Source organism: Streptomyces sp. NBC_00223 (genome assembly GCF_036199905.1).
GTDB lineage: Bacteria > Actinomycetota > Actinomycetes > Streptomycetales > Streptomycetaceae > Actinacidiphila.
The window spans coordinates 4,247,460-4,272,545 of the sequence record NZ_CP108109.1 but is presented as its reverse complement, the minus strand read 5'-3'; the positions used below and the strand labels follow the sequence as shown (position 1 = coordinate 4,272,545).

Genomic DNA, 25,086 nt, shown 5'->3' with positions numbered 1-25,086 from the left:
ACGATCTTCAAAAAATTCTCATAGCAATTTCACAGCTCGTACAACCAAACCGCCGAAAACCTCCTCTTCTCTTAGGAGTCGACCGACTCCCCTTCCTTCGGCCCGAGGTCGGCGACAGCCGCCGGGCCCCTCAGACATAGGGAACACATGCGCACACGTGCCACTGCGGCCGCCGCGATCCTCTCCGGCGCGCTGGCCCTCACGGCGTTGGCGGTTCCGGCAGCGCAGGCGACCGGAACGGGCGCCGCACTCACCCCCGCGCGGGCCCACGCCCTGGTCCACCAGTTCGCGTCCGGGCAGATCGCCACGACCGGAAGGTCCACGCTCTCCGCTCACACCCCCATGGCCCAGCCCTACGCGCTGGACTTCAAGTTCTCCGCCTTGAAGATCAACGGCGGCAAGCCGATCGTGGTCGGCCCGACCGCGAAGGTCACCGTGCCGGTCACCTACACGGTGACGTACGGCAGTGACGTCGACATCACGGCGGACGACTTCTTCTTCGACGTCGACCTCTACAAGGGCTCGGCCGACGACCCGGACAACAACCTGTTCGCCGACAACGAGCCGGTCTGCAAGGTCACCTCCTCGACGACGACCGACACGGACGTCATCACCGTCGCCGGCTGCACCACCAAGATCGTCATCCGGCCGAAGGTCGAACTCGACTCCTCCGACGCGGGCAAGGGCTGGAAGGCCGAGGGCGTCGCGGTGGCCTTCAACGGCGAGGACCCGTCGAGCAAGGACTTCGACCCGTCCAAGATCGGGCTGGCCAACCAGAGCGGTCTGGCGTCGACCTCACTTCAGCGCGCGTCGATCCTGACGGTCAACGCCAAGCCCGAGCCGGTGAAGAAGGGCAAGACGCTCACGATCGTCGGCAAGCTCACCCGCGCCAACTGGGAGACCAACAAGAACGCGGGCTACACCAAGCAGCCGGTCCAGCTCCAGTTCCGCAAGAAGAACACCACGAAGTACGTCACCGTCAAGACGGTGAAGTCCGGCAGTGGCGGCAACCTCAAGACCACGACGAAGGCCAAGGTGTCCGGCTACTGGCGTTACAGCTTCGCCGGTAACTCCACCACCCCGGCGGTCAACGCCCCGGGCGACTACGTCGCCGTGAAGTAACCCTCCCCTCAGGGCCGGTGGCCGCGGACCTTCCCGTCCGCGACCACCGGCCCTGCCGTTGTCTCGCGTCCGCGGCCGGCCGGCAGCCGGCCGGGCGACCCACGGCCGGGACGGTTCCCACCGCCGTCAGTACAGCTGCCGCCCGGTGCGCCGCCGGTTGCGTACGGTCCAGCTGCTCGCGCCCGGGTCCGGTGTGCCGTGTCGGCGCTGCGCGAGGACGGCGGCGGTGACCACCAGGGCGACGGCCAAGAGACACAGCGCGTCGGCGACGATCTCGCCCGCCGGGTGGAGCAGTACGGGCAGGACGCGAGGAAGGCCGCGGTCGCGCGGCGAGCATCGGCGGGTGCAGGGCGGGCGCGTAACGGGAGAAGTCTCCAAGGCTCGGCGCCGAGGCGGAACCCCGGCGCTCGGCGCCGGAACCCTGTACCCGAGGCGGAGCCTCAGCGGCGCTTCTCGCCGTAGCGGCGCTGGAAGCGCTCGACGCGGCCCGCGGTGTCCAGGACGCGCGACTTGCCCGTGTAGAAGGGGTGACTCACCGAGGAGATCTCGACGTCGATCACCGGGTAGGTGCGGCCGTCCTCCCACTCGACGGTCTTCTCGCTGGTGGCGGTCGACCGGGTGAGGAAGGCGTAGTCCGCGGCCCGGTCCCGGAAGACGACCTGGTGGTACGTGGGGTGGATACCTGGCTTCATGCTCAGCGCTCCTCTCGGAAGGCGACGTGGCGACCGGCGACCGGGTCGTACTTGCGCAACGTCACCCGGTCGGGGTCGTTCCGCCGGTTCTTGCGGGTGACGTAGGTGTATCCGGTGCCGGCGGTGGACCTGAGCTTGATCACGGGACGTACTTCATTACGTGCCATGAGGCCACCATACTGCAATGGTTTTCGTTTTCAAAACACTCCGGACAGTCCCCGCTGCTTCCGCCTACCCACCCGGGGCGGAACAATGGGGGCAGCTCAGGGCCGTCCCGGACGGCCATTGGTACGCGGGGGGACTTACGTATGGACCAGGTCATATCGCTCACGCCGGGCGGCAACGCGGCGCTCACCGCGCCCGTCGCCCGGGCCACCGTGATCGCGACGGGAACGCCCGTGGACGTGTCCGCGGTGCTGCTGACCGCCGCCGGCAAGGTACGCGGCGACAGCGACCTCGTCTTCTACAACCACCCCGCGCAGGACGGCGTGACCGTGGACGGCCCGGCCGTCGGCGTGGACTTCGCCCGGGTCCCGGCCGAGATCCGCACGGTGGCGGTCGTGGCGAGCGTCGACGCGGACCGGCCCGGCGCCGTCTTCGACGGCGGCGGCACCCCGCGGGTGGAGGTCGCCGCGGGCGACAAGCGGCTCTCCTTCGTCCCGCCGCCGCTGCGGCTGGGCGAGAGCGTCGTCGTCCTCGCGGAGTTCTACCGGCGGGGCGACGAGTGGAAGGTACGGGCGGTCGGACAGGGGTACGCCGACGGGCTTGCCGGGCTGGCCCAGGACTTCGGGGTGATCGTGGACGACCCCGGCCCGGCGGCCCCGCAAGCCGCCGCGGCGCCGCCGGTAGCGCCCCCGCCGCCCCTGGCACCCGCACCCCCGCCCCCTTCGGCCTACGCGCCCGTACCGCCGCCGCCCCCGCTGTCGACACCGCTGTCGGCCTACGGACCGCCGCCTCCCCCGTCCGCGCCTTCCTGGCCAGCGGCTCCCCCGGCACCCGGCGGCCCGGTGGCTCCCCCGCCGCCGCCCGGCGCGCCCTCGTGGCCGCTGCCCCCGCCGCCGACCGCGCCCGCCTGGCAGGGGCCTCCCGCCCAGGGCGCCCCCGTACCGCCGCCGCCCGTGCCCGGGGCCGCGCCCGCCATCAGCCTGGAGAAGGTCCAGCGCTCGGCGCCCGCCCTGGTCGACCTCTACAAGCAGGCGGGCATCTCGCTGGAGAAGAAGGGCATCACCGGCCAGCGGGCCGCCGTCTACCTGGTGATGGACCACTCCGCGAGCATGCGGTCGTACTACCGCAAGGGCACCATGCAGCACCTGGCGGAACAGGTGCTGGGCCTGTCCGCCAACCTCGACGACGACGGAATCGTCCCGCTGGTCTTCTTCTCCAACGGGGTGAATCTGATCTCCGACATCGGCCTGGCCAACCACTCCGGCCGGGTCGAGGCGCTTCAGCGCAAGCTGCCGTGGGGCGGCACGTCGTACACCCCCGCCATGCAGGCGGTCGTCCGGCACTACCAGGCCAGCGGCGCCACCGACCCGGCGTTCGTCGTCTTCCAGACCGACGGCGAGCCCTTCGACCGGAAGCAGACCGAGCAGCTGCTCCAGCAGACCAGCGCCCTGCCGATCTTCTGGCAGTTCGTCGGCTTCGGCCACCCCCGCGGGCTGAGCTTCCTCCAGGGCCTGGACACGCTGTCCGGGCGGCACATCGACAACGCGGGCTTCTTCGCGGCGGGCCGCGACCCCCGCGACCGCAGCGACGCCGAGCTGTACGACTGTCTGATGGGCGAGTTCCCCACCTGGCTGCGGGCTGCCCGCGCGGCGGGCGTCATCAGATGAGCCCCCGCCCGAGCCGACGCCCGCCGCACTGAGCGCCGCGGGCCGACGGCTCAGGCGGGGGTGGGAGCTGGAGGAGTACGGCCGCCGCGTCCACGGCGGCGGTCGGCGACGCCGGGTCGACCTCCCCGGGCCGCCGAGCGCCCGCACACTTTCGGGTGAGAACGCTCCCCGGCGGTAGTGGGCGGCGACATCCCGGCCGCCGTCCGCCCGGTGCGTCCCCGTGGCGCGCGAGCCTCCGAGCGCCTCGGCACGCACGCCGGGCAGCGCGGCGAGGCGGGCTGTGACGTGGGCGGGACGTGGGCGGGGAACGCTTCGCCGGCGAGTGCCGGCATCCCCGCGAGCGCGGTGGCGGGCGCGGCCCGGACGCCGACCCGGATGCCAAGGAGACGCACAGATACGGATGCGACGGTTGCCGCCACAGCTTTGTCGGCCATACTGCTCTGCGTGGAGCAGCGCATAGGTCCAATCGTCCCGCCGATTCACGCTGCCGGGTTCGATCCGGCATACGTCCCCGGCATCACGCCCCCGCGCCCTGCCGACGCGGAGGTCTCAGTCCCGGCCCAGGCGGCGGCTTCGCCAGGCCCCGAGGACGCCCCCGAGGAGCCCGCTGCCACCGCCGAGAAGGTGGCCGCGGACGCCGACGCCGACGAGCAGCCGGAGTCCGAGGCGGAATCCGAGGTCGAGGAGGACGACGGCCTGCCCGTCTTCGAGATCTCCGACCGCCGCGGCTCGATCACGGCCGACCGTACGGGCATCACCTTCCGGCTGGACGGCGAGGAGGCCGACTTCCACTGGGACGAGATCGGCGCGGTGGAGATCGACACACCGCGCTTCGGGCGCAGGTTCACCGTCACGGTGTACGTGAGCACCCGCCGGTGGTTCGAGGCGAACGTCGACGCGACGTCCCGGAGCCAGCTCAAGGAGTGGGCGGCGCAGCTCGACGCGGTCCTCGACGCGCGCTTCGAGGACGCCGACGCGGAAGAGGCCGAGGAGCCCGCGGCTGTCGACGCGGCCGACGCGGCCGACACAGAAGCGGACGCCGAAGCCGAGGTCGACGCCGACAACGACGCCGAGCGGAAGGCCGAGAGCGCCGACGCCGAGCCCGCCGACGAGACCCCCGCCGCCAAGGCCACCCGCCCGTAACCGCACCTCACCACCCCGAGGCGGCCCGCGTCCCCCCGACGCGCGGCCGCCTTTCGGCGTCCCCGCGCCAAGGGCCGCCCGCCCGGCCCGCGCCCGGCCCGCGCCCGGCTCCCGCCCGGCTCCCGCCCGGCTCCCGCACGCCCCCGTAGGGCCCGAAACACCCAGGCCAGAGGGCCCTTTCCGGCGTTTGCACTGTGCAAAGACGGGACTACCCTGGAAGAAGCCGAAGGGAGTCCTCATGACACATTTCGGTACCGTACGACAGCGCCTTGCCAACCCGCGCGTCGCGGCCATGGCGGCGGACCCCGCCGACGAGGAAGGCAGCCGACGGCGCGCCGAGGTCCTGGGAGAGGTCGCCGCGGAAGGCACCGTGGGTCTGTTCCGCGTGCTGCGCCGGGCGACGGCCCGGGACCGTGAGGTCGCCGACATCCGCGCCAGCGCGCTCGTCCACGCCCTGCCGTGGATCAGCGCCCTCGACGGGCACGACGTGCTGCTCCGGGCGCACGTCCACGACAAGCAGACCGTCGGTGACCTCAGCTCGGGCGAGCGGGTGGAGCTGTGCGAACTCGTCGCCCGCGCGGAGCACGAACACAACCGCCAGGGAGCCTGATCCGAGGCGAGCACCCATGATCGCCGCCCGCATACCCGCCCCGACCCCCGCGCCCGGCCCCGCTTCCGGGCACGAAGAAGCCGAAGCGCTGGCCGACGCGCTGCTGACCGCGTCCCGGCTGCTGGTGACCGTCACCGTCCGCTCGCTGCACACCGTGGCGGAGGCGCTGACGCTCCCGCAGTTCCGGATGCTGACCGCGCTGTACGAGCGGGGGCCGCTGAACCTGTCGACGCTGGCGGAGGAGTTGGACGTACAGCCGTCCACGGCCATGCGGATGAGCGGTCGGCTGTCCGCCGCGGGTATGGTCGCCCGGGACACCCTCCCCGACGACCGCCGGGCCTGCGTGATCTCGCTGACCGGTGAGGGGCGGCGGACCGTGGCCGAGGTGACCGAGCGCCGCCGGGGCGCGGTCGCCGGGATCGCCGCCCGGATACCGCCGCGGCAGCGGTGCGTCCTGATCGAGGGGCTGCGGACGTTCACCGCGGCGGGCGGGGGACCGTACGACAGGGGCGCGGGGCCGTAGGAGGCACGAGGATCGGCCCGCGCGCGAGTCCTCACCCCAGGGCGAAGTAGCGCACCCACACGTACAGTCCGCTCACCGCGACCGTCACCGCCGCGACCGGAGCGCCGTACCGCGTGAACGTCCAGAAGGAGATCGGCGTCCGGTTGCGTTCCGCGATGCCGAGCACCACGACGTTCGCCGACGCGCCGATCGCCGTCGCGTTGCCGCCGAGGTCGGCGCCGGCCGTCAGCGCCCACCACAGAACATGGCCGTGTCCTGGCCCGACCGTGTGGACCAGGTCCGCGGTGACCGGCGCCATCGTGGCCACGTAAGGGATGTTGTCCACGATCGCCGACAGCGCCGCCGAACCGCCGAGCAGCAGTGCCGAGGCGCTCAGCGCGTCACCCCCGGTGGCGTCGGCCAGCGCGCGCGACACCGCGCCGACCACCCCGGTCTCGATCAGCCCGCCGACCATCACGAACAGCCCCGCGAAGAAGGCCAGCGTCGGCCACTCCACCTCGGCCAGCACCTCCTCCGTACGGACCGGGGTGACCGCGATCAGCACCCCGGCGCCCAGCAGCGCGACGACGCTGGGCTCGTAGTGGAGCAAGGGGTGCGCCACGAACCCGGCCACGACGGCGGCGAGTACGGTCAGGCCCTGGGCGAGCAGCCGCCGATCGCGGATCGCGGCGCGCGGGTCGAGCGCCAGCACCGCGGCGGCGCGCTTCTCGTCGTACACAAAGGACTTGGCGAACATCACCCGGCACATCACGACCAGGACGGCGGTCAACAGCGCGGCCAGCGGGGCGAGATGGACCAGGAAGTCGTTGAAGGTCAGGCCCGCGCGGGTGCCGACGATGATGTTCGGCGGGTCGCCGACGAGGGTGGCGATGCCGCCGATGTTGGACGCCAGCACCTCGGAGATCAGGAACGGCGCCACGGGCAGGGCCAGTTGCTCGCACACCAGCAGGGTGACGGGCGCGACCAGCAGGACCGTGGTGACGTTGTCCAGCAGCGCGGAGGCGGCCGCGGTGATCACCACGAGCATGACCATGACCCGGAACGGCCGCGCTCTGGCCCGGCGGACCGCCCAGATCGCCAGGAACTCGAAGAGGCCGGTCCGGCGCAGCACTCCGACGATCATCATCATGCCGAGCAGCAGGAAGACGACGTTCCAGTCGATGCCCGCGCGGGTGGAGAAGAAGGCCGCGTCGGCGTCGGTGGCCCGCAGCGCCAGCATCGCGGCCGCGCCGCCGAGCGCGGCGGCCACCCGGTGCACCCACTCGGTGACGATCAGGACGTACGCGCCGGCGAAGACCGCGAGGGCCGCCCACGCCTGCCAGCCGCTCACGCGGGGTGCGCCGGGTGGGGTATCAGGCTTGCGGCGGCGGTGAGTTCGAGCACGGGAGGTCCCTCGGTCCGGCGGCAGGGGTCGCCGAAGCGACCGCCGACCAGACTTCCCGGCACACCGGGGACGACCTTACGCTCCGGCGCGGCCGCTCACCAGCGTCCGCCGGGAGTTGACGGCCGACGCCGGAAGTTGGCGGCGTCCGCCGTAAGTTGGCGTTGGCAGCGGACGCCGGGGGGCACGGCCGGTCACGACCAGCCGTACAACTCCTTGAGGCGGTCCACCACGAGGTCGAAGCGGGCGCGGTCCAGGGCGCAGGCCTCGCGGCGCATGCCCTGGTCGTGCAGGCGCAGCACCCGGTCGAGGGAGACCCAGGAGTCGCGGCCCTCGCGGTCCCAGGGGCCCGCGCCGATCCCGACCCACTCGCGGTCCTGGTCGTGCCGCTTGCTGGAGAGCTGCACGGCCAGCAGCGTGCCGCCGCTCTCCCGGGCGACGACGAGCACCGGGCGGTCCTTGCCGCGCCCGTCCCGCTCCTCGAACGGGACCCAGGTCCAGACGATCTCGCCCGGGTCGGGGTCGCCGTCGTGGACCGGGGAGTATTCGGTGCGGACCCGGCCCACGGCGTTCGGGTCGGCCTCGGTGGTGGCGTACGGGCCGGCGGCGCCCGGGAATTCGGCGTGATCGTCAGTGAAGGTGGTCATTCGCAAGACGGTAGCCGTACCCGCCGGGCGGGGTGCCCGGTGGGTACGGCTTTGGGTACAGCTTTGGGTACGACCTGCGGGTGCGGCTTGCGGGTGCGGCCGTGCGGCCTGCCGTTGGCCGCGTCCGTCACCAGCGGGCGTGCACCTGGGCGCGGATACGGCGGTCGTACAGGTCGCGTACGGCGGCCAGCGTCGTGTCCGGCAGCGGCGGCAGCGCGGCGGCGCTCGCGTTGGCGCGGGCCTGCTCCACCGAGCGGGCGCCCGGGATGACCGAGGTGACGCCGGGCTGCTGGATGATCCAGCGCAGCGCGGTCTGCGCGGACGTCGCACCCTCCGGGGCGAGTTCGGCGAACTCGGCGGCCGCCTCCAGGCCCGTGTCGTACTCGACGCCGGAGAAGGTCTCGCCCTGGTCGAACGCCTCGCCGTGCCGGTTGTACGTCCGGTGGTCGTTCGCGGCGAAGACGGTCTCGCGCGTGTACTTGCCGCTGAGCAGGCCGGACGCGAGGGGGACGCGGGCGATGATGCCGACGCCCGCCTCCGCGGCGGCGGGCAGGACGTCCTCAAGCGGCTTGAGCCGGAACGGGTTGAGGATGATCTGCACGCTGGCGACGCCCGGGCGGGCGATGGCGGCGAGGGCTTCGGCGCAGGTCTCGACACTGACCGCGTAGGCGGCGATCCGCTTCTCCGCGACGAGGGTGTCCAGCGCGTCGAAGACGGCGTCGGTCGAGTAGACGGGGGTCGGCGGGCAGTGCAGCTGTACGAGGTCGAGCGTGTCGACGCCGAGGTTGGCGCGGGAACGGTCGTTCCAGGCACGGAAGTTGTCGAGGGAGTAGTTCTCCGGGAGCTGGTCGGCGCGGCGGCCCATCTTGGTGGCGACGAAGATGTCCGCGGCGGGGCGGTCGCGGAGGTAGCGGCCGATCAGCTGCTCGCTGCGGCCGTCGCCGTAGACGTCGGCGGTGTCGAAGAAGGTGACGCCGGCGTCGACGGCGGCGTCCAGTACGGCGATGGCGTCCTCCTCGCGGACGTCACCCCAGTCGGAGCCCAGTTGCCATGTCCCCAGTCCGACGACGGAGACGTTCCGGCCGGTCTTGCCCAGTGGTCGCTGTTCCATCCCCCGATGCTACGAGTTCGGCCTCCGGCCTTTCCCCGCGAGCCCACGTTCCGCGACGACGCGCACCCCAAGGCCAGGCAGCGCGAGCCCGCTGCGCGAGCACCCGCCAAGCCCGGCACCGCCGATCCGGCCCCTCCCGCGTCCCACCGCGGCGGCGAAAAAAGAGCGAACGCCCGCCCTGCCCTCGCGCTGACGCGCCCCTACGTCGCCGAATTCGTCATCGCCCGGCGAGCGGCCCCGCAGAGTCGTCACGCCAAGATGGGCGCCCACCCTCTCCCCGCCGCGACGGCGGCACGCGAATGGGACCGACCCGGCGGTGCCAGACCCGGCAGCAGCCTCGCGCAGCGAACCCCGCAAGGTCGTCAAGCCGAGGTCGGCGCCCACCATCCCCCCGCCGCCACGGTGGGACGCGAACAGGGCCGACCCGGCGGTGCCCGACCCGGGGTCAGCTCGCGCAGCGAACCCCGCAAGGTCGTCACGCCAAGGTCGGCGCCCACCCTCTCCCCGCCGCCGCGGCGGGACGCGGACTGTACCGACCCGGCGGTGCCCAACCCGGCAGCAGCCTCGCGCAGCGGCTCGCGCCGAGGGGCGCGGCGCCCCTACTGGTCCGCGCCGCGAGGGCTCACGTGCGGTGACGGGCCCAGCTCAGGGCCGCTACCGCGCCGACCGTGACCGTCGCGGCCGCCGCCGGCAGGTAGACATGGCGCCACTGGTCGTCGGAGACGCGGCTCAGCCGGGCCCCCGTACGTGCCACGGCGTCGTGCCCGACCTCGGCCAGGTGGGAGCCGGAACCCAGGGCGGCGGGGCCGGACCCGGCCCCGATCGCACGGTGACCGGCGCCCCCGCCGGGCAACCGGGACTTCAGGCCCACCGCGGACTGCCGCACCCGGTCCTCCGCCTTCGTCGCGGACCCCCGCAACCGCTCCGCCGTCTCCTGCGCCTTCGCCTTCGCCCGCGCGGGCACATCCACCTTCGCGGCCAGCTCCTCGACGGTCGCGCCGAGCCGCGCCCGCGTCTCGGCGATCTCCCGTTCCAGCTCGGCGAGTACGGGGTCGGCGCTCACCACGCCGGGGGTGTGACCGTTGTCGCGCGTCATCGCTTCGCCCTCTCCCTGATCGTCTCCAGGTCGTGCCGCATGCTGCCCATCGCCTCGCCCGGCACGGGCGGCACCGCCCGCTTGACCTCGTGCCTCCCGATCAGCGCCATGACCCCCGCGAGCAGCATCAGACCGCCCGCCACGATGAGCGCCGCGGCCCACAGCGGCAGCGGCATCGCGAGGGCGGCGATGGCGCCGAAGATCAGTACGGCCAGGCCGAAGAAGGCCATCAGCCCCGCGGCGCCGAAGAGACCGCCGCCGATCCCGGCACGTTTGCCCTTCCGCGTCAGCTCGGTCTGTGCCAGCCGCAGCTCCTGCCGGATCAGGTCCGAGAGCTGCTCGGTCCCGTCCTTCACCAGCGTGCCCACGGATCGGCTGGACCCGTTCCCATTCGCCACGACCCTCACCTCCGTCGCCGTCGTCGCGGGCGCCCCGCGACTCGGGGCTCCTTTGTCGCGTCTTTCCGTTCCACGCGCTCGGAAACGGAGCAAATCCCTCCACCCCTCCCCACGTCACCACGCAAAGGAGCCTCGGAGCCACACTCGGTCACCATCTACGTCCCGGTTGACCGCCTCCGCCGCAGGCGTACGCTCATGCATAAAGTGCGTAAATGTGCGTAAAAAGGAGCGAGGTGGAGTCATGACGCCGTCCGGCTCGGACGCCAGACACCGCAGAGCGCTCGTGCTGAGCGAGGTCGTCGCGGAGGGGGTGCCGGGGCTGTCCCGCGTACTGCGGCGGGCCGCCGCGGGGGACGAGGACGCCGCCGGGATCCCCGTCGCCGCCCTGGTCCACGCGCTGCCCGGCGTCAGCGCCCCGACCGGCCTGGAATTCCTCGTACGCGCCCGTATCGGCGACACTGACCTGGCCGGCGACCTCACCCCGGGCCAACGCGTCGCCCTGCTCGAACAGCTCGACCACGCCCCCTGCCTGAACCACCCCCTCCCCTGACCTGCCGAACCGCCCGGAGGCCCCGGCCCGCGTACGGCCGTATCACTCGGTGTGTTCCACGTGGAACACACCGAGTGATACGGCCGGCACCCGTACGCCGCCGGAAAGGTCGGCCCGAGGGGGGTCGCGTCAGTAGGGGGGTTGGCGGGCGGAGGGGAGGCGGAGGCGGAAGGTCGCGCCCTCGCCGGGCGCCGTGTCCAGCTCGACCCGGCCGTGGTGCGCCGTCGCCAGCGCCGAGGCGATGGCCAGCCCGAGGCCCGCGCCCCCGCCCTGCTGGCGGCTGCGCGACGCGTCCACCCGGTAGAAGCGCTCGAAGACCCGCGCGGCCTGCGCGGCGGTCAACCCCGGCCCGGCGTCCGCGACTTCGAGCACCCCGCTGCCCGCCTGCGTACCGACACCGATCCGTACCGGCGTGCCCGGCGGCGTGTGCGCGACCGCGTTCCCGACGAGGTTGGTGACGACCTGCCGCAGCCGGGCCTCGTCGCCGAGCACGGGCGCAGGACCCGGCGGGGTGCCGGGGCCGCCCGGCCCGGTGAGGGAGACCTCGCGGGTCGGGTCGAGCGCGGTCGTGTCGTGCAGCGCGTCCACCGCGAGCGTGCGCAGATCCATCGGCGCAAGCTGCACCGGCCGCTGCTCGTCCATCCGCACCAGCGTCAGCAGATCCTCGACCAGACCGCCCAGCCGTACGGACTCGCTCTCGATCCGGGCCATCGTCCGCTTGACGTCGGCCTCGTCGGGCAGCGCGCCCATCCGGTACAGCTCGGCGAAGCCCCGGATGCCGGCCAGCGGGGTGCGCAGCTCATGGCTGGCGTCGGCGACGAACCGCCGCATCTGCTCCTCGGACTCGGCGCGCGCGGCGAACGCGGACTCGATCTGCGCGAGCATGCCGTTGAGCGCGTACGACAGCCGCCCGGCCTCGGTCCGCGGGGACACCTCGGGCATCCGGTGGGACAGCGGGCGGCCCGCGGCGATCTCGGCGGCGGTCGCCTCGATCCGCCGCAGCGGCCGCAGCCCGGCCCGGACCGCGAACCAGCTCGCCACCCCGAGCAGGGCCGCAACCACGGCCCCGATCAACCAGAAGCCGGTGCTCAGCCTGCTCGTGGTGGACGACACCTCGTCCAGGGAGGCGGCCACCACGATCCCTGCGGGCAGCACGGTCGTGCCGTAGCGGGCGACGGCTCCCGGCGGTACGGCCCGGCCGGCGGTGTCCACCGGGTCCACCGGCACGATCAGCACCCGCCAGCGCCCGCCGCCGTGGTCGCTGGCGACGTCGAAGGGCTTGTCGAGCCGCGCCCGGAGTTCGGTCGCGTCCATCGCGGGCCACAGCGGCCGCGGGTCGCCCACGGCCACCGGCAGCCGGAACTGCTCGGCGATCCGCCCGTCGGCCGCCGCGAAGGCCACCACGAACTGGCTCGGCAGCCACGGCCTGGCGCCGTCCGGCCGGTCCGCCCTCGGCGGCGGGATGCCCTCGGTGCCGAGCCGCTGGGCGAGCGGCTGACCGTACCGCTGGAGCTGCTGGTCGACCCGCTCGACGAGCTGGCCGCGCACCGAGCCGAGCACCACGGTGTCGCTGACCGCGAGGCCCAGCAGCACCAGCACCATCGACAGCAGCACCAGCCGGGCCCGCAGCGACAGCGCCGACGGGCGGAACGCGGACAGCGGCGCCCGGCGCACGGCTCAGTCCTGGCCGGGCGCGGGGCGGCGCAGCACATAGCCGACGCCCCGCACGGTGTGGATCAGCTTGGGCGCGCCGTCCGCGCCGGAGTCCACCTTGCGGCGGACGTACGAGATGTACGACTCGACGATGCTGAGGTCGCCGCCGAAGTCGTACGCCCACACGTGGTCGAGGATCTGCAGCTTGGAGACGACCCGGTCGGTGTTGGCCATCAGATAGGCGAGCAGCTTGAACTCGGTGGGGGACAGCGAGACGGGCCGGCCGCCGCGGAGCACCTGGTGGCCGACCGGGTCGAGTTCCAGATCGCCCGCGACGAGCCGACCGTCGTCGGTCGGGCCGCCGGTCCTGCGCAGTATCGCCCGGATGCGGGCGATGAGTTCCTCCAGGCTGAACGGCTTGGTGACGTAGTCGTCGCCGCCCGCCGTCAGCCCGCTGATCTTGTCCTCGACGCCGTCCTTGGCGGTGAGGAAGAGCACGGGCAGCCGGTCGGGCGCGCCGGAGGCGGACCGCGCGTGCGGCCCGGACTCCTCGCGCAGCCGCCGTACGACGGCGAAGCCGGTCATGTCCGGGAGCATCACGTCGAGCACGACCAGGTCGGGCCGCTCACGGGCGACCGCGGCCAGCGCGTCGGCGCCGGACGCGGCGGAGACGACCTTGAAGCCGACGAACCGCAGGGACGCGGAGAGCAGTTCCCTGATGTTCGGCTCGTCGTCGACGACCAGCAGACTGGCCTCGGGCGTGTCCATGAGCGCTCCTCCCCTCCGGGGTCGGTCGTACGGCACCGCACGCGCGGCGGTACGGGGACGGTGGTTCGCCCACCGCCGACGGTGGCCCACTCGGACTCACGGTCATACGGTACGACCGTCGTACGTTCCGGAGCCGTACCGTACGCCCTGGCAGCGTAAGCGGAGGATCAGTTTCCGGTACCCCCGGTGGCGCCCGCGCGGCCCGTACCGCCTCCGCCGAACCCTCCGAAGCCGCCGAACCCGCCCGGGGCGCCGCTGCCCTGGGTGACCGTGGTGGCCGCGATGTCGCCGTCGGCGTTCTTGCTGCCGAGGACGGTGACGCTCTGCCCGGCCTTGAGGTCGGAGACCTTGCCCTCCTTGGACTCGGTCACCTTCGTGGACTTGCCCGTGGTGATCTTGACGATGTTGCCCTGCGCGTCGGTGACATAGATCGTGCTGCCGTCCACCAGCTTGACCGTGCCGACGGTCAGGGCGCCGGCCGCCCCCGTACCCGAGCCGGTACCCGCGCCCGCGCCCGTACCCGTACCTCCGCCGAAGCCGCCGAACGTACGGCCGCCGCCCGCGCCGCCGGTCGCGCCCGCCGTCGGGAAGCTGAAGCCGCGGCCGGCCGTCGGGGAGTTCTGGAGGTGGTGCTTCTCGACCAGCGCGCCGACCGAGAAGGCGCCCGCGGCCACCACGCCCGCCGACAGCAGCAGCGTCAGCCACGGCAGCTTGCGCCGCGGCGGGGCCGCCAGCTCGGCGGAGATGTCCCGCGCGTCCGGCGGCTCGGCCAGGATGTCCTCCGGCCGCTCGGCGAGCACCCCGGTGGGACTCTCCAGGATCTCGCCCCGTTCCAGTACCTCGATCTCCCCGACCCCGGGCGCGGTGTCCGGCCGGGGCTCGGTGACGCGCGGCAGCAGGTCCGTGTCGGCGTCGGCCTTGACAAGCTCGGTGCGGCGTCGCGCCATCTCGGCTTCTCCCTTGTCTCTTAGTGAAGTCACTCGTGCCGCAGGGCCTCGATGGGCCGCAGACTCGCCGCGCGGTTGGCCGGGTAGCTGCCGAAGAACAGCCCGATGGCGACGGCGATGGCGAACGCGCCCCACACCGACTCCGGGATGATCACCGGTTTGATGCCGACGATGGTGAAGCGTGAGCCGATCAGCCCGGCCAGCACCCCGAGCCCGCCGCCGACCAGCGACAGCAGGGTCGACTCGGCCAGGAACTGCCCGAGGATGACGCCCTTGGGCGCCCCGATCGCCTTGCGGATGCCGATCTCCCGGGTCCGCTCGGTCACGGTGACCAGCATGATGTTGGTGATCCCGATCCCGCCGACCAGCAGCGAGATCGCGGCGACCGCGCCGAGCAGGACGGTGAAGGTCTTGTTGGTGTCGGCCTGGGTGTCCAGCAGGGACGCCTGGCTGCTGACCCGGAAGTCCAGCGCGTTGGCGTTCTTGATGCCGTGGGTGCCCATCAGCACGGTGGTGATCTCGTTCTGCGCCGGCGTGGTGGCGTCCGCGGACTTGGCCTCGACGAGGATCTGGCTGATCGGGCCGAAGCCGGTGAAGGCGTTCTGCACGGTCGGCAGCGGCGCGACCACCGTGTCGTCCGGGTCCTGGAAGCCGGTACCGCCCTTGGTCTCCAGCACACCGACCACGGTGAACGGGGTCCCGCCCAGGACGATCTTCTTGCCGACCGGGCTGACCGCCCCGAACAGATCGGTGGCCGTGGTCGAGCCGATCACCGCCACCTTCCGGGAGTTGAGCACGTCGTCGGCGCTGAAGTAGTCACCCTTGGCGACCTTGCTGTTGGACGCCTTGAAGTACGCCGGGTAGGTGCCGACGACCTGGCCGACGGTGTGCGAGGTGCCCTCGTACAGCGCGGTCTGCGAGGTGGTGACCTCGGGCGCCACCGAGTCGATGTCGGGCGCGTCGGCCGGGTCGGCCAGCGCCCGCGCGTCGTCCACGGTGAGCGGCTTGGTGCTGGTGGCCCCGGAGGAGCCGAAGCCGCCGCCCGAGGAGACGGTCAGCGAGTTGGTGCCCAGCTTCTCGATCGAGTCCTTGACGGACTGCGAGGAGCCGTTGCCGACCGCGAGCAGGATGATGACCGCGGCCACGCCGATCAGCACCCCGAGCATCGTCAGCGCGGAGCGGACCTTGTTGGCGGCGAGCCCGCCGAAGGCGAACCGCAGCGTCTCGAAGGGGTTCACCGGGAGGCACCTCCGCCGGTCAGCGCGCGGGACCCGCTCCGGCTGGTGTGCGGTGCGTCCGCGGCGGCCTGCCGTACGTCCTCGACGACCTGGCCGTCGACCAGCCGGATGACCCGCTTGGCGTGCCGGGCCACCTCGTCCTCGTGGGTGATCAGGACGACGGTCCGCCCGGAGGCGTTGAGCCGGTCGATGATGGCGAGCACGTCCTCGGTGCTGTGGCTGTCCAGGTTTCCGGTCGGCTCGTCGGCGAGCAGCATCGCCGGGGCGGTGACCAGCGCGCGGGCCACCGCGACCCGCTGCTGCTGGCCGCCCGACAGTTCGTTGGGCCGGTGGTCGACGCGGTCGGCGAGGCCGACCAGGGCGAGCGCGGCCAGCGCGCGCCGCCGCCGCTCGGCGGACTTCACCCCGGCGTAGGCGAGGGGCAGTTCGACCTGGGCGAGCGCGGGGGTGCGCGGCACCAGGTTGAACGACTGGAAGACAAAGCCGATCTTGCGGTTGCGGACCAGCGAGAGCTGGTGCTCGTCCAGCCCGCCGACGTCGATGCCGTCCAGCAGATAGCGGCCGGAGGTCGGGACGTCGAGGCAGCCAAGGATGTTCATCAGGGTGGACTTGCCGGAGCCCGAACTGCCCATGACCGCGACCATGTCGCCCTGCTCGACCACCAGGTCGACGCCCGGCGACTCACCGGTCGCCGGGTCCACCGGACCGCCCAGCGCGCGGACGGTGGCGTCGCCGTGCCCGTACGTCTTCAGCAGCGCGCGCACCTCGATGACCGGCGCGGGACCCCATGGGCTCTCCGCCGGCTCGTCGGGGACGTCCGCCCGGCGGTGGAGTCCGGTCCGGCCCAGGCCCAGCCGCCTGCTCAGGGCCGGTGTCATCCGCGGCCACCTCCGCCGCCGAAGCCGCCGCCCGCGGACCGGAAGCCGCCGGCGCCGCCCGCGCCGCCGAACCGGCCGCCGCCCGCGCCGATACCGCCGGGGAAGGCGCCGCTCGGGAAGCCGCCGTTGCCCGAGGAGGCGACCGTCGGGATCTGCACCTGCTGGCCTTCCTTGAGGCCGCCGGTGATCTGGTCGGTGCTGTCGCCCTCGACGCCCACGGTGACATCGGTCCGGGTCGTGGAGCCGTCCGCGTTGACCACCAGGACGGTACGGGCCGCGCCGGTGCCGGAGACCGCGGCGGTCGGCACGCTGAGCGCGTCGCTGACCGTACCGGTGACGACCTGGATGCTGGCGCTCAGCCCGGTCCGCAGATTCGACGTGTCACTGGTGATGCCGAGCGTGGCCGCGTACTGCACGGCGCTGCCCGACGAGCCGCTGCCCGAACTGCTGACCGGGAGCGAACTGACCGAAAGCACCTTGGCGTCCAGCACGGTGCCGGACTCGGCGTTCAGCGTGACGGTGGCGGTCTGGCCGGGCTTGACCTTCAGCGAGTCGGCCTCGGAGAAGTCCGCGGTGACCTGCATACCGCTGGGGTTGGTCAGCACGACGAAACCGCTGAGCGTGCCGGAGGACGAGGAGGAAGAACTCGACGAACCGCCGCTGCCCGAGCCGGAACCGGCGCCGGAGCCGCTGCCGCCCGTCCCCGAGACCGTGTCGCCCTTGGCGGCCGCCACCGAGGCGACCGTGCCGGACACCGGGGCCTTGAGCACACAGCCGTCCACCGCGCGCCGGTCGGCGGCCACGGCGTTCTCCGCCTGCGTCACCTGGGCCTGCGCCTGGGCCAGTTGGGCCGGGTCCACGGTGGGCGTGGGGTCCGGGGTCGGGGTCGCCGCCTCGGCGCCGCGACCCCCGGAAGAGCCGGCGGAGCCGGAGTTCGCACCGGTCGAGGCCGGCAGCTCGCCCTCCTCGACCTTCGTCAGATTGGCCTCGGCGGCGGTCAGTGAGGCCTCGTCCTGCTGGAGGGCCGCCTCCGCCGAGGTCGGGTCGACCTTGGCCAGCACCTGGCCCTTCTTCACCTTGTCGCCCGGCTTGACCTTGACCTCGGTGAGGGTGCCGCCGGTGGTGAAGTTCAGACCCGCGTCGCTGGGGGAGGAGAGGGTGCCCGAGCCGGAGACCGTGGCCTGCACCGTGCCCCGGGAGACGGTCACCACCCGCGCGCCACCGGTGTTCGGGGACTTGTCGCCGTCGTCGTGCACCGCCGCGTAGGCGCCGCCGGCGGCCGCGAGGACCACCACGCCGAGCACCGAGTTGATCAGGACGGCCCTGCGCCGCCGTGGGAGCACCTTCATGGCGCGCATCCTGGCCGCCGCCGCCTTTGAAGCCCTGGGAGAACCCTGGGAGTTCCCTGGGAACCGGCACCTCCCGTACACCTTCGGGACACCCGGCGAAACGGTCCGTTTCCGGCGAAAAGGTCCGGAGCACGCGGTTCCGGGGCGCCGGGCGGGCCGGGATTCCCCGGAAACTCACAGCTCGGTCCCCGACAGTCCCCACCTGCGTGCGGTTCAGTCTGGCCGTCGCCTGCGTGCTGTCCGTGTCCCGCGCGCGCACGCGGGCGGCATCTCTCATTGCAGCGCCTTCCCGAGGAGACCACGGACATGACCTGGACCACCGGCCGGCCGTCCGCACCGCTGACGGACGCGCCGCACACTGACGGACACGGCGATTCGCGCGGCAGCGGCGGCGCACCCGGTACGGACCGGCGGCTCACGGCCGCCGGGCGCAACGCGCTGCGGGCCGGAGCGGGGGTCGCCCTGCTCGCGTCGGGGGCGCTGCTGCTCACCGCCTGTTCCTCGGGCTCGTCCTCCGCGCAGGCCAAACCGTCCGGCTCGGCGTCCGGCGCTCCGTCCGACGCCGGCAAGGGGACGGGCACGGGTGAGCAGTCCATGGAGGCGTACCGGACCTGTCTGTCGCAGCACGGCCTGAAGATCCCGACGTTCGCCCGGCGCTCCCCCGGTGAGTCCGGGGGCCCGGGAGGCGGCGGCTTCCGCGGCGGGCAGGGCGGCTCCGGGCGGCCCAGCGGCGGCTTCGGCGGCGGTGGTGGCGGCTTCGGCGGCGGTGGCGGCTTCCCGGGCTTCGGCGGGGCCTCGCCGGACGCGGCCACCCAGAAGGCGCTGGATGCCTGCAAGTCGCTCCAGCCGAAGTTCGACGGACAGGGCGGCGGGCAGGGCGGCGCGAACAACAGCGCCTTCCAGGCGTTCACCAGCTGCCTCAAGGACCACGGGGTCGTGCTGCCCACGCCGTCGCCGGGCGCGACCAACGGCCGCGGCGGCGGGGGTTTCGGCGGCTTCCGCGGCGGGTTCGACACCTCCGACCCGAAGACGGCGAAGGCGTACGACACCTGCAAGGCCCTGCTGCCGCAGCGTCCCTCCGGCGGCCCGGCCGGCGCCACCCCGACCGCGACGACCTGACGCCAGGAGTCCCCCGGGGCGGCCGCCCGAACCGCGGCCGCCGCCGGGGCACTTGCGCCCGCTCGGCCCAAAGGCGGAGGGCCCGCTACCAGGCGAAGGACTCCGGCGCCGGACCCGGCCCCGGGAAGATCCCGTCCAGCGCGTCCAGCAGCTCGGCGGACAGCGTCAACCTCACTGCCCGCAGCGCCGATTCCAGCTGCTCCGCGGTCCGCGGCCCGACGATCGGCCCGGTCACCCCGGGCCGGGTGAGCAGCCAGGCGAGCGCCACTTCACCGGGCGCGAGGCCGTGCTTGTCGCACAGCTCCTCGTACGCCTCCACCCGCGCCCGTACCGCCGGATCGGCGAGACCGGCGGCCGAGCGGCCGCCCGAGGTCCGGGCGCCGCCGCCCTCGCGCTCCTTGCGCAGCGCCCCGCCGAGCAGCCCCTGGTGCAGCGGCGACCACGGGATGACGCCGAGGCCGTACGCCCGGGCCGCCGGGATCACATCGGTCTCGGCGCTGCGCTCGGCGAGGTTGTACAGGCACTGCTCGCTGACCAGGCCGAGCGAACCGCGCCTGGCGGCGGCCTCGTTGGCCTGAGCGAGATGCCACCCGGCGAAGTTGCTCGATCCGGCGTAGAGGATCTTGCCCTGGCGGATCAGGACGTCGATCGCCTGCCAGATCTCCTCCCACGGCGTGGCCCGGTCGATGTGGTGGAACTGGTAGACGTCGATGTGGTCGGTGCCCAGCCTGCGCAGGCTCGCCTCGACCTCGCGGCGGATGTTCAGGGCGCTCAGCCGGTGGTGGTTGGGCCAGGACTCCTCGTACCAGGGGGTCCCGTCGTTCGTCATGTTCCCGTAGAGCTTGGTGGCCAGCACCACCTTGTCGCGGCGGCCGGGGTCGCGCGCGAACCAGCTGCCGAGGATCTCCTCGGTGAGGCCCTTGCGCTCGTCGATCCCGTAGATGTTCGCGGTGTCGAAGAAGTTGACGCCCGCCTCCAGGGCGGCGTCCATGATCGCGTGCGAGTCCGGCTCGTCGGTCTGCGACCCGAAGTTCATCGTGCCCAGCACGAGACGGCTGACCTTGAGCCCGGTGCGTCCGAGCTGCGTGTACTCCATCGCCCCAGCCAACACCTTGGAGTGCGCTCCATCGCAAGCCCCGGACCCGGACCGCTCCCGCCGCCGGGGACACGGAACGGCCCGCCGTCGTATCGAGGGCTCACGACGGCGGGCCGGACACAGGGCCGGAGACCGCGCGGCTACGGCAGGGTGAGGATCTGGTACGAGTCGCCGTAGGTCTTCCACTTCAGCGGCGGGTCGAGGTTGAGGTTCCCCGCCTGGAGGAAGACCCGCTGTTCGGTGTCGACGCGGCTGGTGTCGTCGTGGGCGTCCTCGGTCTTCATCGCGGCCTTGCGGGCGTCGAGGAAGGCGTTGAGGTAGGTGGTCTCGTTGCCGCCCTGGGCCGGCGTCTTGGCCTTCTTCATCGCGGTCTTGCGGATGCCGCCGAAGCTGGTCGAGTCGTCGCCGGGGCCGTGCATGACGATGGCGTCGTAGTAGATGAACTGGCCCAGCGTGCCCAGGCCGTCGGACTTGGCCTGGTCGACCGACGGGTTGAAGTACACCCGGTCGCGCTCGTCGTTCTGCGCGGTCTGGAAGACGGTGTCCTTGGCGGCGGTCTTCCACGCGCTCTCGAAGGCCGAGCCGAGGCCGGAGTGCGAGTCCGAGCCGTTGACCTTCTTCAGCGCGGGCAGGTACTTGGCCAGGCCGTTGCCCGGCTCCAGGTCGGTGTAGTGCTGGACGAGGTCGAGCATGTCGCCGGTGCCCGAGCAGAAGCCGATGATGCCCGCGGTGTAGCCGCGGCCGTCGCCGATGTCCTCGATGTACTTGTACTGGCCCTTCCAGTCGAGCGAGGAGTTCTCCGCGGAGGAGACCAGCTCCATCGCGATCTCCTTCTTGTGCGGGTCGGCCAGACCCGCGGCGCTCGCCTTCGGCGTGACGGCGGCCGGGTGGACGGTGGCCGCGTCGCTCGTGGCGGCCAGCGAGAGCGAGGCACCGCCCGCGGCGAGTACGCCGACGGCGGCGATCATGGCGATCCGGCGGCGGGAGCGGCGGTGGAGGGGAGCCCCGGTGGGGGTGCGGGGGGAGTGCTGCATGTGCGTCTCCGTTTCCGGCCGTCGGTCGAACGACCCCTGCGGGAAGCTAGGTTAGGAAAGGTTCCTAATCAATGGAGAGCATTGAAGCACCGGGACGGCCGCCCGCCAAGAGGCCGGAACGAAGACACCTCGACCGGGTGATCCTCACCCACCCGCCACAGCCGCCCCTCCGACACCGCCGTCACAACGGGCCGGGCCGCCTCCGCTGACCTAGCCTGGCGGGCATGGAGCAGATGACTGACGCCGAATGGCGTTCCTTCGCAACGACCGGCACCCGCACCGGCAAGCTCGCCGTCACGCGCAAGGACGGCCGCCCGCATGTGACCCCCGTCTGGTTCCAGCTGGACGACACCGACCTCGGCAACCCGGTCGTGGTGTTCAACACCGGACGCGACTCGCTCAAGGGCCGGGCACTGCGCCGCGACCCGCGCTTCGCGCTGTGCGTGGACGACGAGCGGCCGCCGTACTCCTTCGTGCTGCTGGAGTGCACGGCCGAACTCGTCGAGGACCTGGCCCCGCTGAAGACCTGGGCGATCCGGATCGGGACCCGCTACATGGGCCCCGAGCGCGGCGAGGAGTTCGGCGCGCGCAACGCCACACCCGAGGAGTACCTGGTACGCGGCCGGGTCGACCGGGTCACCGCGCACCGGGACGTGGCGAGCTGACCACCGGCCCGGCTCACCCGTAGGAGAGCTTGGAGCAGGGGTCGGCGTCCGCGGCGCGGGCCTGCTCGGTGACGGTCTTCGGCAGCGCCTTGGGGGTCGCCGTCTTCTCCGCGCTCTTCGCGAAGTCCTGGCCGACCACGAGATTGATGCCGCTGATGTCCAGCGGCACGAGCTGGGCGCCGGGGAAGAGCGTCGCGAGCGACTTGGCCCCGGTGGCGTTCGCGGATCCGTACTCTATGCGGGTCGTCGGGTGGTCCTGCGACTTGGCGGTCGCGGTGCCGGTGACGGTGAAGTCGTCCGCCGTGAGCTTGTCCGCGGCCTTGCCCGCCAGGCCGTCGGTGGTCGTGCCGTTGAAGACGGTGACGGCGATGCCGGTGCCGTCGACGGTCGGCGTCGGGGTGGGCTTGGGGGTGACCTTGCCCGAGGCGTTGACGCCTTCCAGGGTGCGGTCGGCCCGCAGCTCCGCGAAGAGGTCGTCGACGTCCGGGTGGACCAGGTCTATCCGCGCGCCGGCGTACTTCCAGGGCGCGGTGATGAACTGGATGTTCTTCAGGTCGATGTTCTTGAGCGACAGCCCGAAGGACACCAGCTTGGCAGCGGTGCCCAGACCGGGGTCGACGGTGAGCGAGCTGGTGGCCGCGTTCGCCAGCGGCAGCAGGGTGGTCGGGTCCATGCCCTCGCCCTTGACCTTGCTGATCAGCGCGGACAGGAACGCCTGCTGGCGCAGCATCCGGCCGACGTCGGAGTTGTCACCGATGCCGTGCCGGATACGGACGTAGTCCAGGGCCTTCTGGCCGGAGAGATTCTGCATGCCCTTGCTCAGGACGACCGAGCCCTTGTAGCGGAGATTGGGGTTCAGATCGCCCTGGTGGATGTCATTGGGCACGCACACCTCGACGCCGTGCACGGCGGAGGTCATGGCCGCGAACCCGGCGAAGTCGACCACCATGGTGTGGTCGATCCGCAGGCCGGACAGCTTCTCGACGGTGTTCTGGGTGCAGGCCGGGTTGCCCTTGGCGGTGTCGCCCACGGAGAACGCGGAGTTGAACATCGCACTCGGCTGGTCCGGCGACCAGCTGCCGTCCGGCAGCAGGCACTTGGGTATCTCGACCAGTGAGTCACGGGGTATGGAGATCCCGACCGCGTGTTTGTGGTCGGGGTAGATGTGCAGCACGATCGTGGTGTCCGAGCGGCCGATCGGGCCGGACTTGGCACCACCGAGCTTGGCGTTCTCGCCGGAGCGGGAGTCGGAGCCGATCAGCAGGACATTGACGGGCTTGTCACCGTTCGCGTCCGCCTGCGCCGCCTTGGGGCGGTCCTTGCTGAGTCCGGCCGCGTCGAAGGTGTCGATATTCGCGTTCAGTTTGAGATAGACCGCGCCCGCCGCGCCGGCCACCAGCACGACGAAGGACACCACGATCGCGGTGATCCAGCGCTTCTTGCTGCGCTTGCGCTTGCGCGCACGAACGCCCATTCCCACACCTTCGGTCCGGTGGCTTTCGCGCACACGACGAGGCCCCACATTTATCACTTGCCCCGGCCCGAATGTATGACGCCGGTCACACCAACCACCGGGGTACGGGCGGAAGACCGGCGGCCACTGTACGCGCCGAGAATGTGAGTAACCGCAAATGCGAGAAGCGTGACGACCGGGGAAGCCTTTCCGGCATTTCCCCGATTACGGCCGCCGGGCTTACGGGCGGCGGACTTACCCGCTCCGGGGCTTACGGAAGCCGCGCTTACGGGCGGGGGCGTACGGGAGCCGTGCTTACGGGTGCGAGGCGTACAGGAGCGGGGCTTACGGGAGCCCGGCTCACGGACTCCCGGCTTACGGCAGGAGCGCTTCGTCGAGCGTGCGGACCGGGTGGAAGAGCCCGTCGAGTCCGGTCAGGGCGAGCAGCTTCCTGGTCGGCCGGTGGACGCAGACCATCCGCACCCGGCCGCCGTTGTCCAGCACCTGGTGCCGGGCGCGGACCAGCAGCGACAGGCCGTAGCAGTCGATGAACTCCACCGCGCCGAGGTCGAGGACGACCAGCAGCGGCTGCGGCCAGAGCGCCGCGGCCGTCAGATGCGGGTCCACCTGCCCGGCGCTGCCCAGGTCGATCTCGCCGCGCAACTCCACGACGACCGCCCCGCCCCGCCGGTGGGTGCGGGCGTACGGGGTCGGCGGCGGGACGCCGTCACCGGGCCGGCTCGCCTGCTCCGGCCGCTGTTCCCCCTGCTGCAACCCGAATCCCTCTCGTCACATCGGCCCCCTGAGTGACCTACGGTAACCGTATCCACGCGGACGCGACACACGGGAGGGCACCGAGGGTACCGGGGGTGGTTATTCACCCGTACGGGTGCGGATCGCGGTTACTCCGCGTCACAGCTCGCGCTGGAGGGAATTCAGCCAGTCCACGGATTCGGCGGGGGTCAGGGCCACCCGGTCGAGCGCGTCCATCGCCTTGGTGTACTCCACGACCTCGTCGTGCTTGTCGATGTAGAGCGCCCCGGTGAGCTGCTCCAGATAGACCAGGTCGGGCAGGTCGGACTCGGGGAAGCTCAGCAGGGTGAAGGGACCGCCGCCCGCCGCGTGCCCGCCGGTCGAGAACGGCAGGATCCGTACGTCCACATTGGGCGCCTCGGCGGCCTCCAGGATGTGGCGGACCTGGTCGCGCATCACCTCGCGGCCGCCGAACGGCCGTCGCAGCGCGCCCTCGTCCATCACCGCGACGAAGTGGGGTGCCCGCTCCGACACGAGGAGCTTCTGCCGCTCCAGGCGTAGACCGACTCGTCTTTCCACCCAGGGTTCGGCTGCCTCGGGATGACCAAGCCGGATCACCGACCTTATGTACTCCTCGGTCTGGAGAAGGCCGTGCACGAACTGGACCTCGAAGACACGGATGAGCGCCGCCGACTCCTCCAGACCGACGTACGTCTGGAACCAGGTCGGCATCACCTCGCCGTATCCGTGCCACCAGCCGGCCGCGTTGGCCTCCCGGACCAGGCCGAGCATGGCCAGTCGCTCGCCCTCCTCGCTGACGCCGTACAGGGTCAGCAGGTCGGCGACGTCCCGCTCCTTGAAACTGACTCTGCCCAGCTCCATGCGGCTGATCTTCGACTCGGAGGCGCGGATCGAGTAGCCCGCGTCCTCCCTGGTGATGCCCCTGGACTCACGCAGCCGCCGCAGCTGCGCTCCGAGCAGCATTCGTCGCACGATGGACCCGCCTCCCGGCTGCCCTGCGCTCATAG

At 72.3% G+C, this 25,086-nt stretch carries 27 protein-coding genes; 8 read left to right on the top strand and 19 right to left on the bottom strand.

Translation table 11 applies throughout. The features are described from left to right. The first annotated feature begins 147 nt into the window (after positions 1 to 147). Entirely contained in the window at positions 148 to 1,122 is a 975-nt protein-coding gene (locus OHA30_RS18055; RefSeq protein WP_328914886.1) for a hypothetical protein, read from the top strand. 126 nt (positions 1,123 to 1,248) lie between these two features. Here the strand turns inward: OHA30_RS18055 and OHA30_RS18050 are convergent, their stop codons facing one another. From OHA30_RS18050 to rpmG, 3 genes are all read right to left on the bottom strand, one after another. Then, entirely contained in the window at positions 1,249 to 1,500 is a 252-nt protein-coding gene (locus OHA30_RS18050; RefSeq protein ID WP_328914885.1) for a hypothetical protein, read from the bottom strand. A 62-nt stretch (positions 1,501 to 1,562) separates the two neighbouring features. Further along, positions 1,563 to 1,814: a type B 50S ribosomal protein L31 gene (locus OHA30_RS18045; protein ID WP_328914884.1), complete on the bottom strand. Its 252-nt coding sequence runs from the start codon at positions 1,812 to 1,814 to the stop codon at positions 1,563 to 1,565. A 2-nt stretch (positions 1,815 to 1,816) separates the two neighbouring features. Further along, positions 1,817 to 1,981: a 50S ribosomal protein L33 gene (gene rpmG / locus OHA30_RS18040; RefSeq protein ID WP_328914883.1), complete on the bottom strand. Its 165-nt coding sequence runs from the start codon at positions 1,979 to 1,981 to the stop codon at positions 1,817 to 1,819. Between the two features lie 141 nt (positions 1,982 to 2,122). On the opposite strand from rpmG, the gene OHA30_RS18035 reads away from it, so the two are divergent. The 4 genes from OHA30_RS18035 to OHA30_RS18015 all read left to right on the top strand — a co-directional run bounded on the left by OHA30_RS18035 (position 2,123) and on the right by OHA30_RS18015 (position 5,922). Beyond that, positions 2,123 to 3,646: a VWA domain-containing protein gene (locus OHA30_RS18035; RefSeq protein ID WP_328914882.1), complete on the top strand. Its 1,524-nt coding sequence runs from the start codon at positions 2,123 to 2,125 to the stop codon at positions 3,644 to 3,646. A 444-nt stretch (positions 3,647 to 4,090) separates the two neighbouring features. Beyond that, positions 4,091 to 4,789, top strand: coding sequence for a hypothetical protein (locus OHA30_RS18025; RefSeq protein WP_328914881.1), 699 nt, complete (start codon positions 4,091 to 4,093; stop codon positions 4,787 to 4,789). A 238-nt stretch (positions 4,790 to 5,027) separates the two neighbouring features. After that, on the top strand, positions 5,028 to 5,399 hold the full coding sequence (locus tag OHA30_RS18020) for a hypothetical protein (RefSeq protein WP_328914880.1): 372 nt from the start codon (positions 5,028 to 5,030) through the stop codon (positions 5,397 to 5,399). Between the two features lie 16 nt (positions 5,400 to 5,415). After that, a complete protein-coding gene (locus tag OHA30_RS18015) occupies positions 5,416 to 5,922 on the top strand; it encodes a MarR family winged helix-turn-helix transcriptional regulator (RefSeq protein ID WP_328914879.1) in 507 nt (168 codons plus the stop codon). A gap of 31 nt (positions 5,923 to 5,953) precedes the next feature. On the opposite strand, the gene OHA30_RS18010 is transcribed toward OHA30_RS18015, so the two are convergent. From OHA30_RS18010 to OHA30_RS17990, 5 genes are all read right to left on the bottom strand, one after another. Continuing rightward, positions 5,954 to 7,252: an ArsB/NhaD family transporter gene (locus OHA30_RS18010; RefSeq protein WP_328914878.1), complete on the bottom strand. Its 1,299-nt coding sequence runs from the start codon at positions 7,250 to 7,252 to the stop codon at positions 5,954 to 5,956. Positions 7,253 to 7,497: 245 nt separating this feature from the next. After that, positions 7,498 to 7,950 (bottom strand): type II toxin-antitoxin system PemK/MazF family toxin, encoded by a 453-nt coding sequence (locus OHA30_RS18005; protein WP_328914877.1) that lies wholly within the window; start codon positions 7,948 to 7,950, stop codon positions 7,498 to 7,500. A gap of 127 nt (positions 7,951 to 8,077) precedes the next feature. Beyond that, positions 8,078 to 9,061 (bottom strand): aldo/keto reductase, encoded by a 984-nt coding sequence (locus tag OHA30_RS18000; protein WP_328914876.1) that lies wholly within the window; start codon positions 9,059 to 9,061, stop codon positions 8,078 to 8,080. Positions 9,062 to 9,683: 622 nt separating this feature from the next. Continuing rightward, the gene (locus OHA30_RS17995; protein WP_328914875.1) at positions 9,684 to 10,157 is read right to left on the bottom strand and encodes a DUF3618 domain-containing protein; all 474 of its coding nucleotides are present in this window, start codon (positions 10,155 to 10,157) and stop codon (positions 9,684 to 9,686) included. Further along, positions 10,154 to 10,555 (bottom strand): phage holin family protein, encoded by a 402-nt coding sequence (locus OHA30_RS17990; protein ID WP_328914874.1) that lies wholly within the window; start codon positions 10,553 to 10,555, stop codon positions 10,154 to 10,156. Before OHA30_RS17990 ends, OHA30_RS17995 begins: the two co-directional genes overlap by 4 nt. Positions 10,556 to 10,796: 241 nt before the next feature. On the opposite strand from OHA30_RS17990, the gene OHA30_RS17985 reads away from it, so the two are divergent. Then, positions 10,797 to 11,105, top strand: a complete 309-nt coding sequence (locus OHA30_RS17985) for a hypothetical protein (protein WP_328914873.1) — start codon at positions 10,797 to 10,799, stop codon at positions 11,103 to 11,105. A 129-nt stretch (positions 11,106 to 11,234) separates the two neighbouring features. Here the strand turns inward: OHA30_RS17985 and OHA30_RS17980 are convergent, their stop codons facing one another. The 6 genes from OHA30_RS17980 to OHA30_RS17955 all read right to left on the bottom strand — a co-directional run bounded on the left by OHA30_RS17980 (position 11,235) and on the right by OHA30_RS17955 (position 17,938). Beyond that, entirely contained in the window at positions 11,235 to 12,779 is a 1,545-nt protein-coding gene (locus tag OHA30_RS17980; RefSeq protein WP_328914872.1) for a sensor histidine kinase, read from the bottom strand. Between the two features lie 3 nt (positions 12,780 to 12,782). Next, on the bottom strand, positions 12,783 to 13,526 hold the full coding sequence (locus OHA30_RS17975; protein ID WP_328914871.1) for a response regulator transcription factor: 744 nt from the start codon (positions 13,524 to 13,526) through the stop codon (positions 12,783 to 12,785). A gap of 167 nt (positions 13,527 to 13,693) precedes the next feature. Then, entirely contained in the window at positions 13,694 to 14,473 is a 780-nt protein-coding gene (locus OHA30_RS17970) for a hypothetical protein (protein WP_328914870.1), read from the bottom strand. A gap of 29 nt (positions 14,474 to 14,502) precedes the next feature. Further along, positions 14,503 to 15,711: an ABC transporter permease gene (locus OHA30_RS17965; protein WP_328914869.1), complete on the bottom strand. Its 1,209-nt coding sequence runs from the start codon at positions 15,709 to 15,711 to the stop codon at positions 14,503 to 14,505. After that, a complete protein-coding gene (locus OHA30_RS17960; RefSeq protein WP_328914868.1) occupies positions 15,708 to 16,589 on the bottom strand; it encodes an ABC transporter ATP-binding protein in 882 nt (293 codons plus the stop codon). The genes OHA30_RS17965 and OHA30_RS17960 overlap by 4 nt, the downstream gene beginning before the upstream one ends. Beyond that, positions 16,586 to 17,938 (bottom strand): efflux RND transporter periplasmic adaptor subunit, encoded by a 1,353-nt coding sequence (locus tag OHA30_RS17955; RefSeq protein WP_328914867.1) that lies wholly within the window; start codon positions 17,936 to 17,938, stop codon positions 16,586 to 16,588. Before OHA30_RS17955 ends, OHA30_RS17960 begins: the two co-directional genes overlap by 4 nt. Positions 17,939 to 18,244: 306 nt before the next feature. Between OHA30_RS17955 and OHA30_RS17950 the strand changes: the two genes are divergently transcribed. Beyond that, positions 18,245 to 19,057, top strand: a complete 813-nt coding sequence (locus tag OHA30_RS17950) for a hypothetical protein (protein ID WP_328914866.1) — start codon at positions 18,245 to 18,247, stop codon at positions 19,055 to 19,057. Positions 19,058 to 19,142: 85 nt separating this feature from the next. Here the strand turns inward: OHA30_RS17950 and OHA30_RS17945 are convergent, their stop codons facing one another. Then, positions 19,143 to 20,153: an aldo/keto reductase gene (locus OHA30_RS17945; protein WP_328914865.1), complete on the bottom strand. Its 1,011-nt coding sequence runs from the start codon at positions 20,151 to 20,153 to the stop codon at positions 19,143 to 19,145. Between the two features lie 140 nt (positions 20,154 to 20,293). Then, on the bottom strand, positions 20,294 to 21,187 hold the full coding sequence (locus tag OHA30_RS17940) for a chitosanase (protein ID WP_328914864.1): 894 nt from the start codon (positions 21,185 to 21,187) through the stop codon (positions 20,294 to 20,296). 224 nt (positions 21,188 to 21,411) lie between these two features. Between OHA30_RS17940 and OHA30_RS17935 the strand changes: the two genes are divergently transcribed. Continuing rightward, entirely contained in the window at positions 21,412 to 21,852 is a 441-nt protein-coding gene (locus OHA30_RS17935; RefSeq protein ID WP_328914863.1) for a PPOX class F420-dependent oxidoreductase, read from the top strand. Positions 21,853 to 21,865: 13 nt separating this feature from the next. Here OHA30_RS17935 and OHA30_RS17930 read toward each other — a convergent pair whose 3' ends face one another. From OHA30_RS17930 to OHA30_RS17920, 3 genes are all read right to left on the bottom strand, one after another. Beyond that, a complete protein-coding gene (locus OHA30_RS17930) occupies positions 21,866 to 23,326 on the bottom strand; it encodes an LCP family protein (RefSeq protein WP_328914862.1) in 1,461 nt (486 codons plus the stop codon). A gap of 354 nt (positions 23,327 to 23,680) precedes the next feature. Continuing rightward, entirely contained in the window at positions 23,681 to 24,079 is a 399-nt protein-coding gene (locus tag OHA30_RS17925; protein WP_328914861.1) for an anti-sigma factor antagonist, read from the bottom strand. A gap of 138 nt (positions 24,080 to 24,217) precedes the next feature. Then, positions 24,218 to 25,084, bottom strand: coding sequence for a helix-turn-helix domain-containing protein (locus OHA30_RS17920; protein ID WP_328914860.1), 867 nt, complete (start codon positions 25,082 to 25,084; stop codon positions 24,218 to 24,220). Positions 25,085 to 25,086 lie beyond the last annotated feature (2 nt).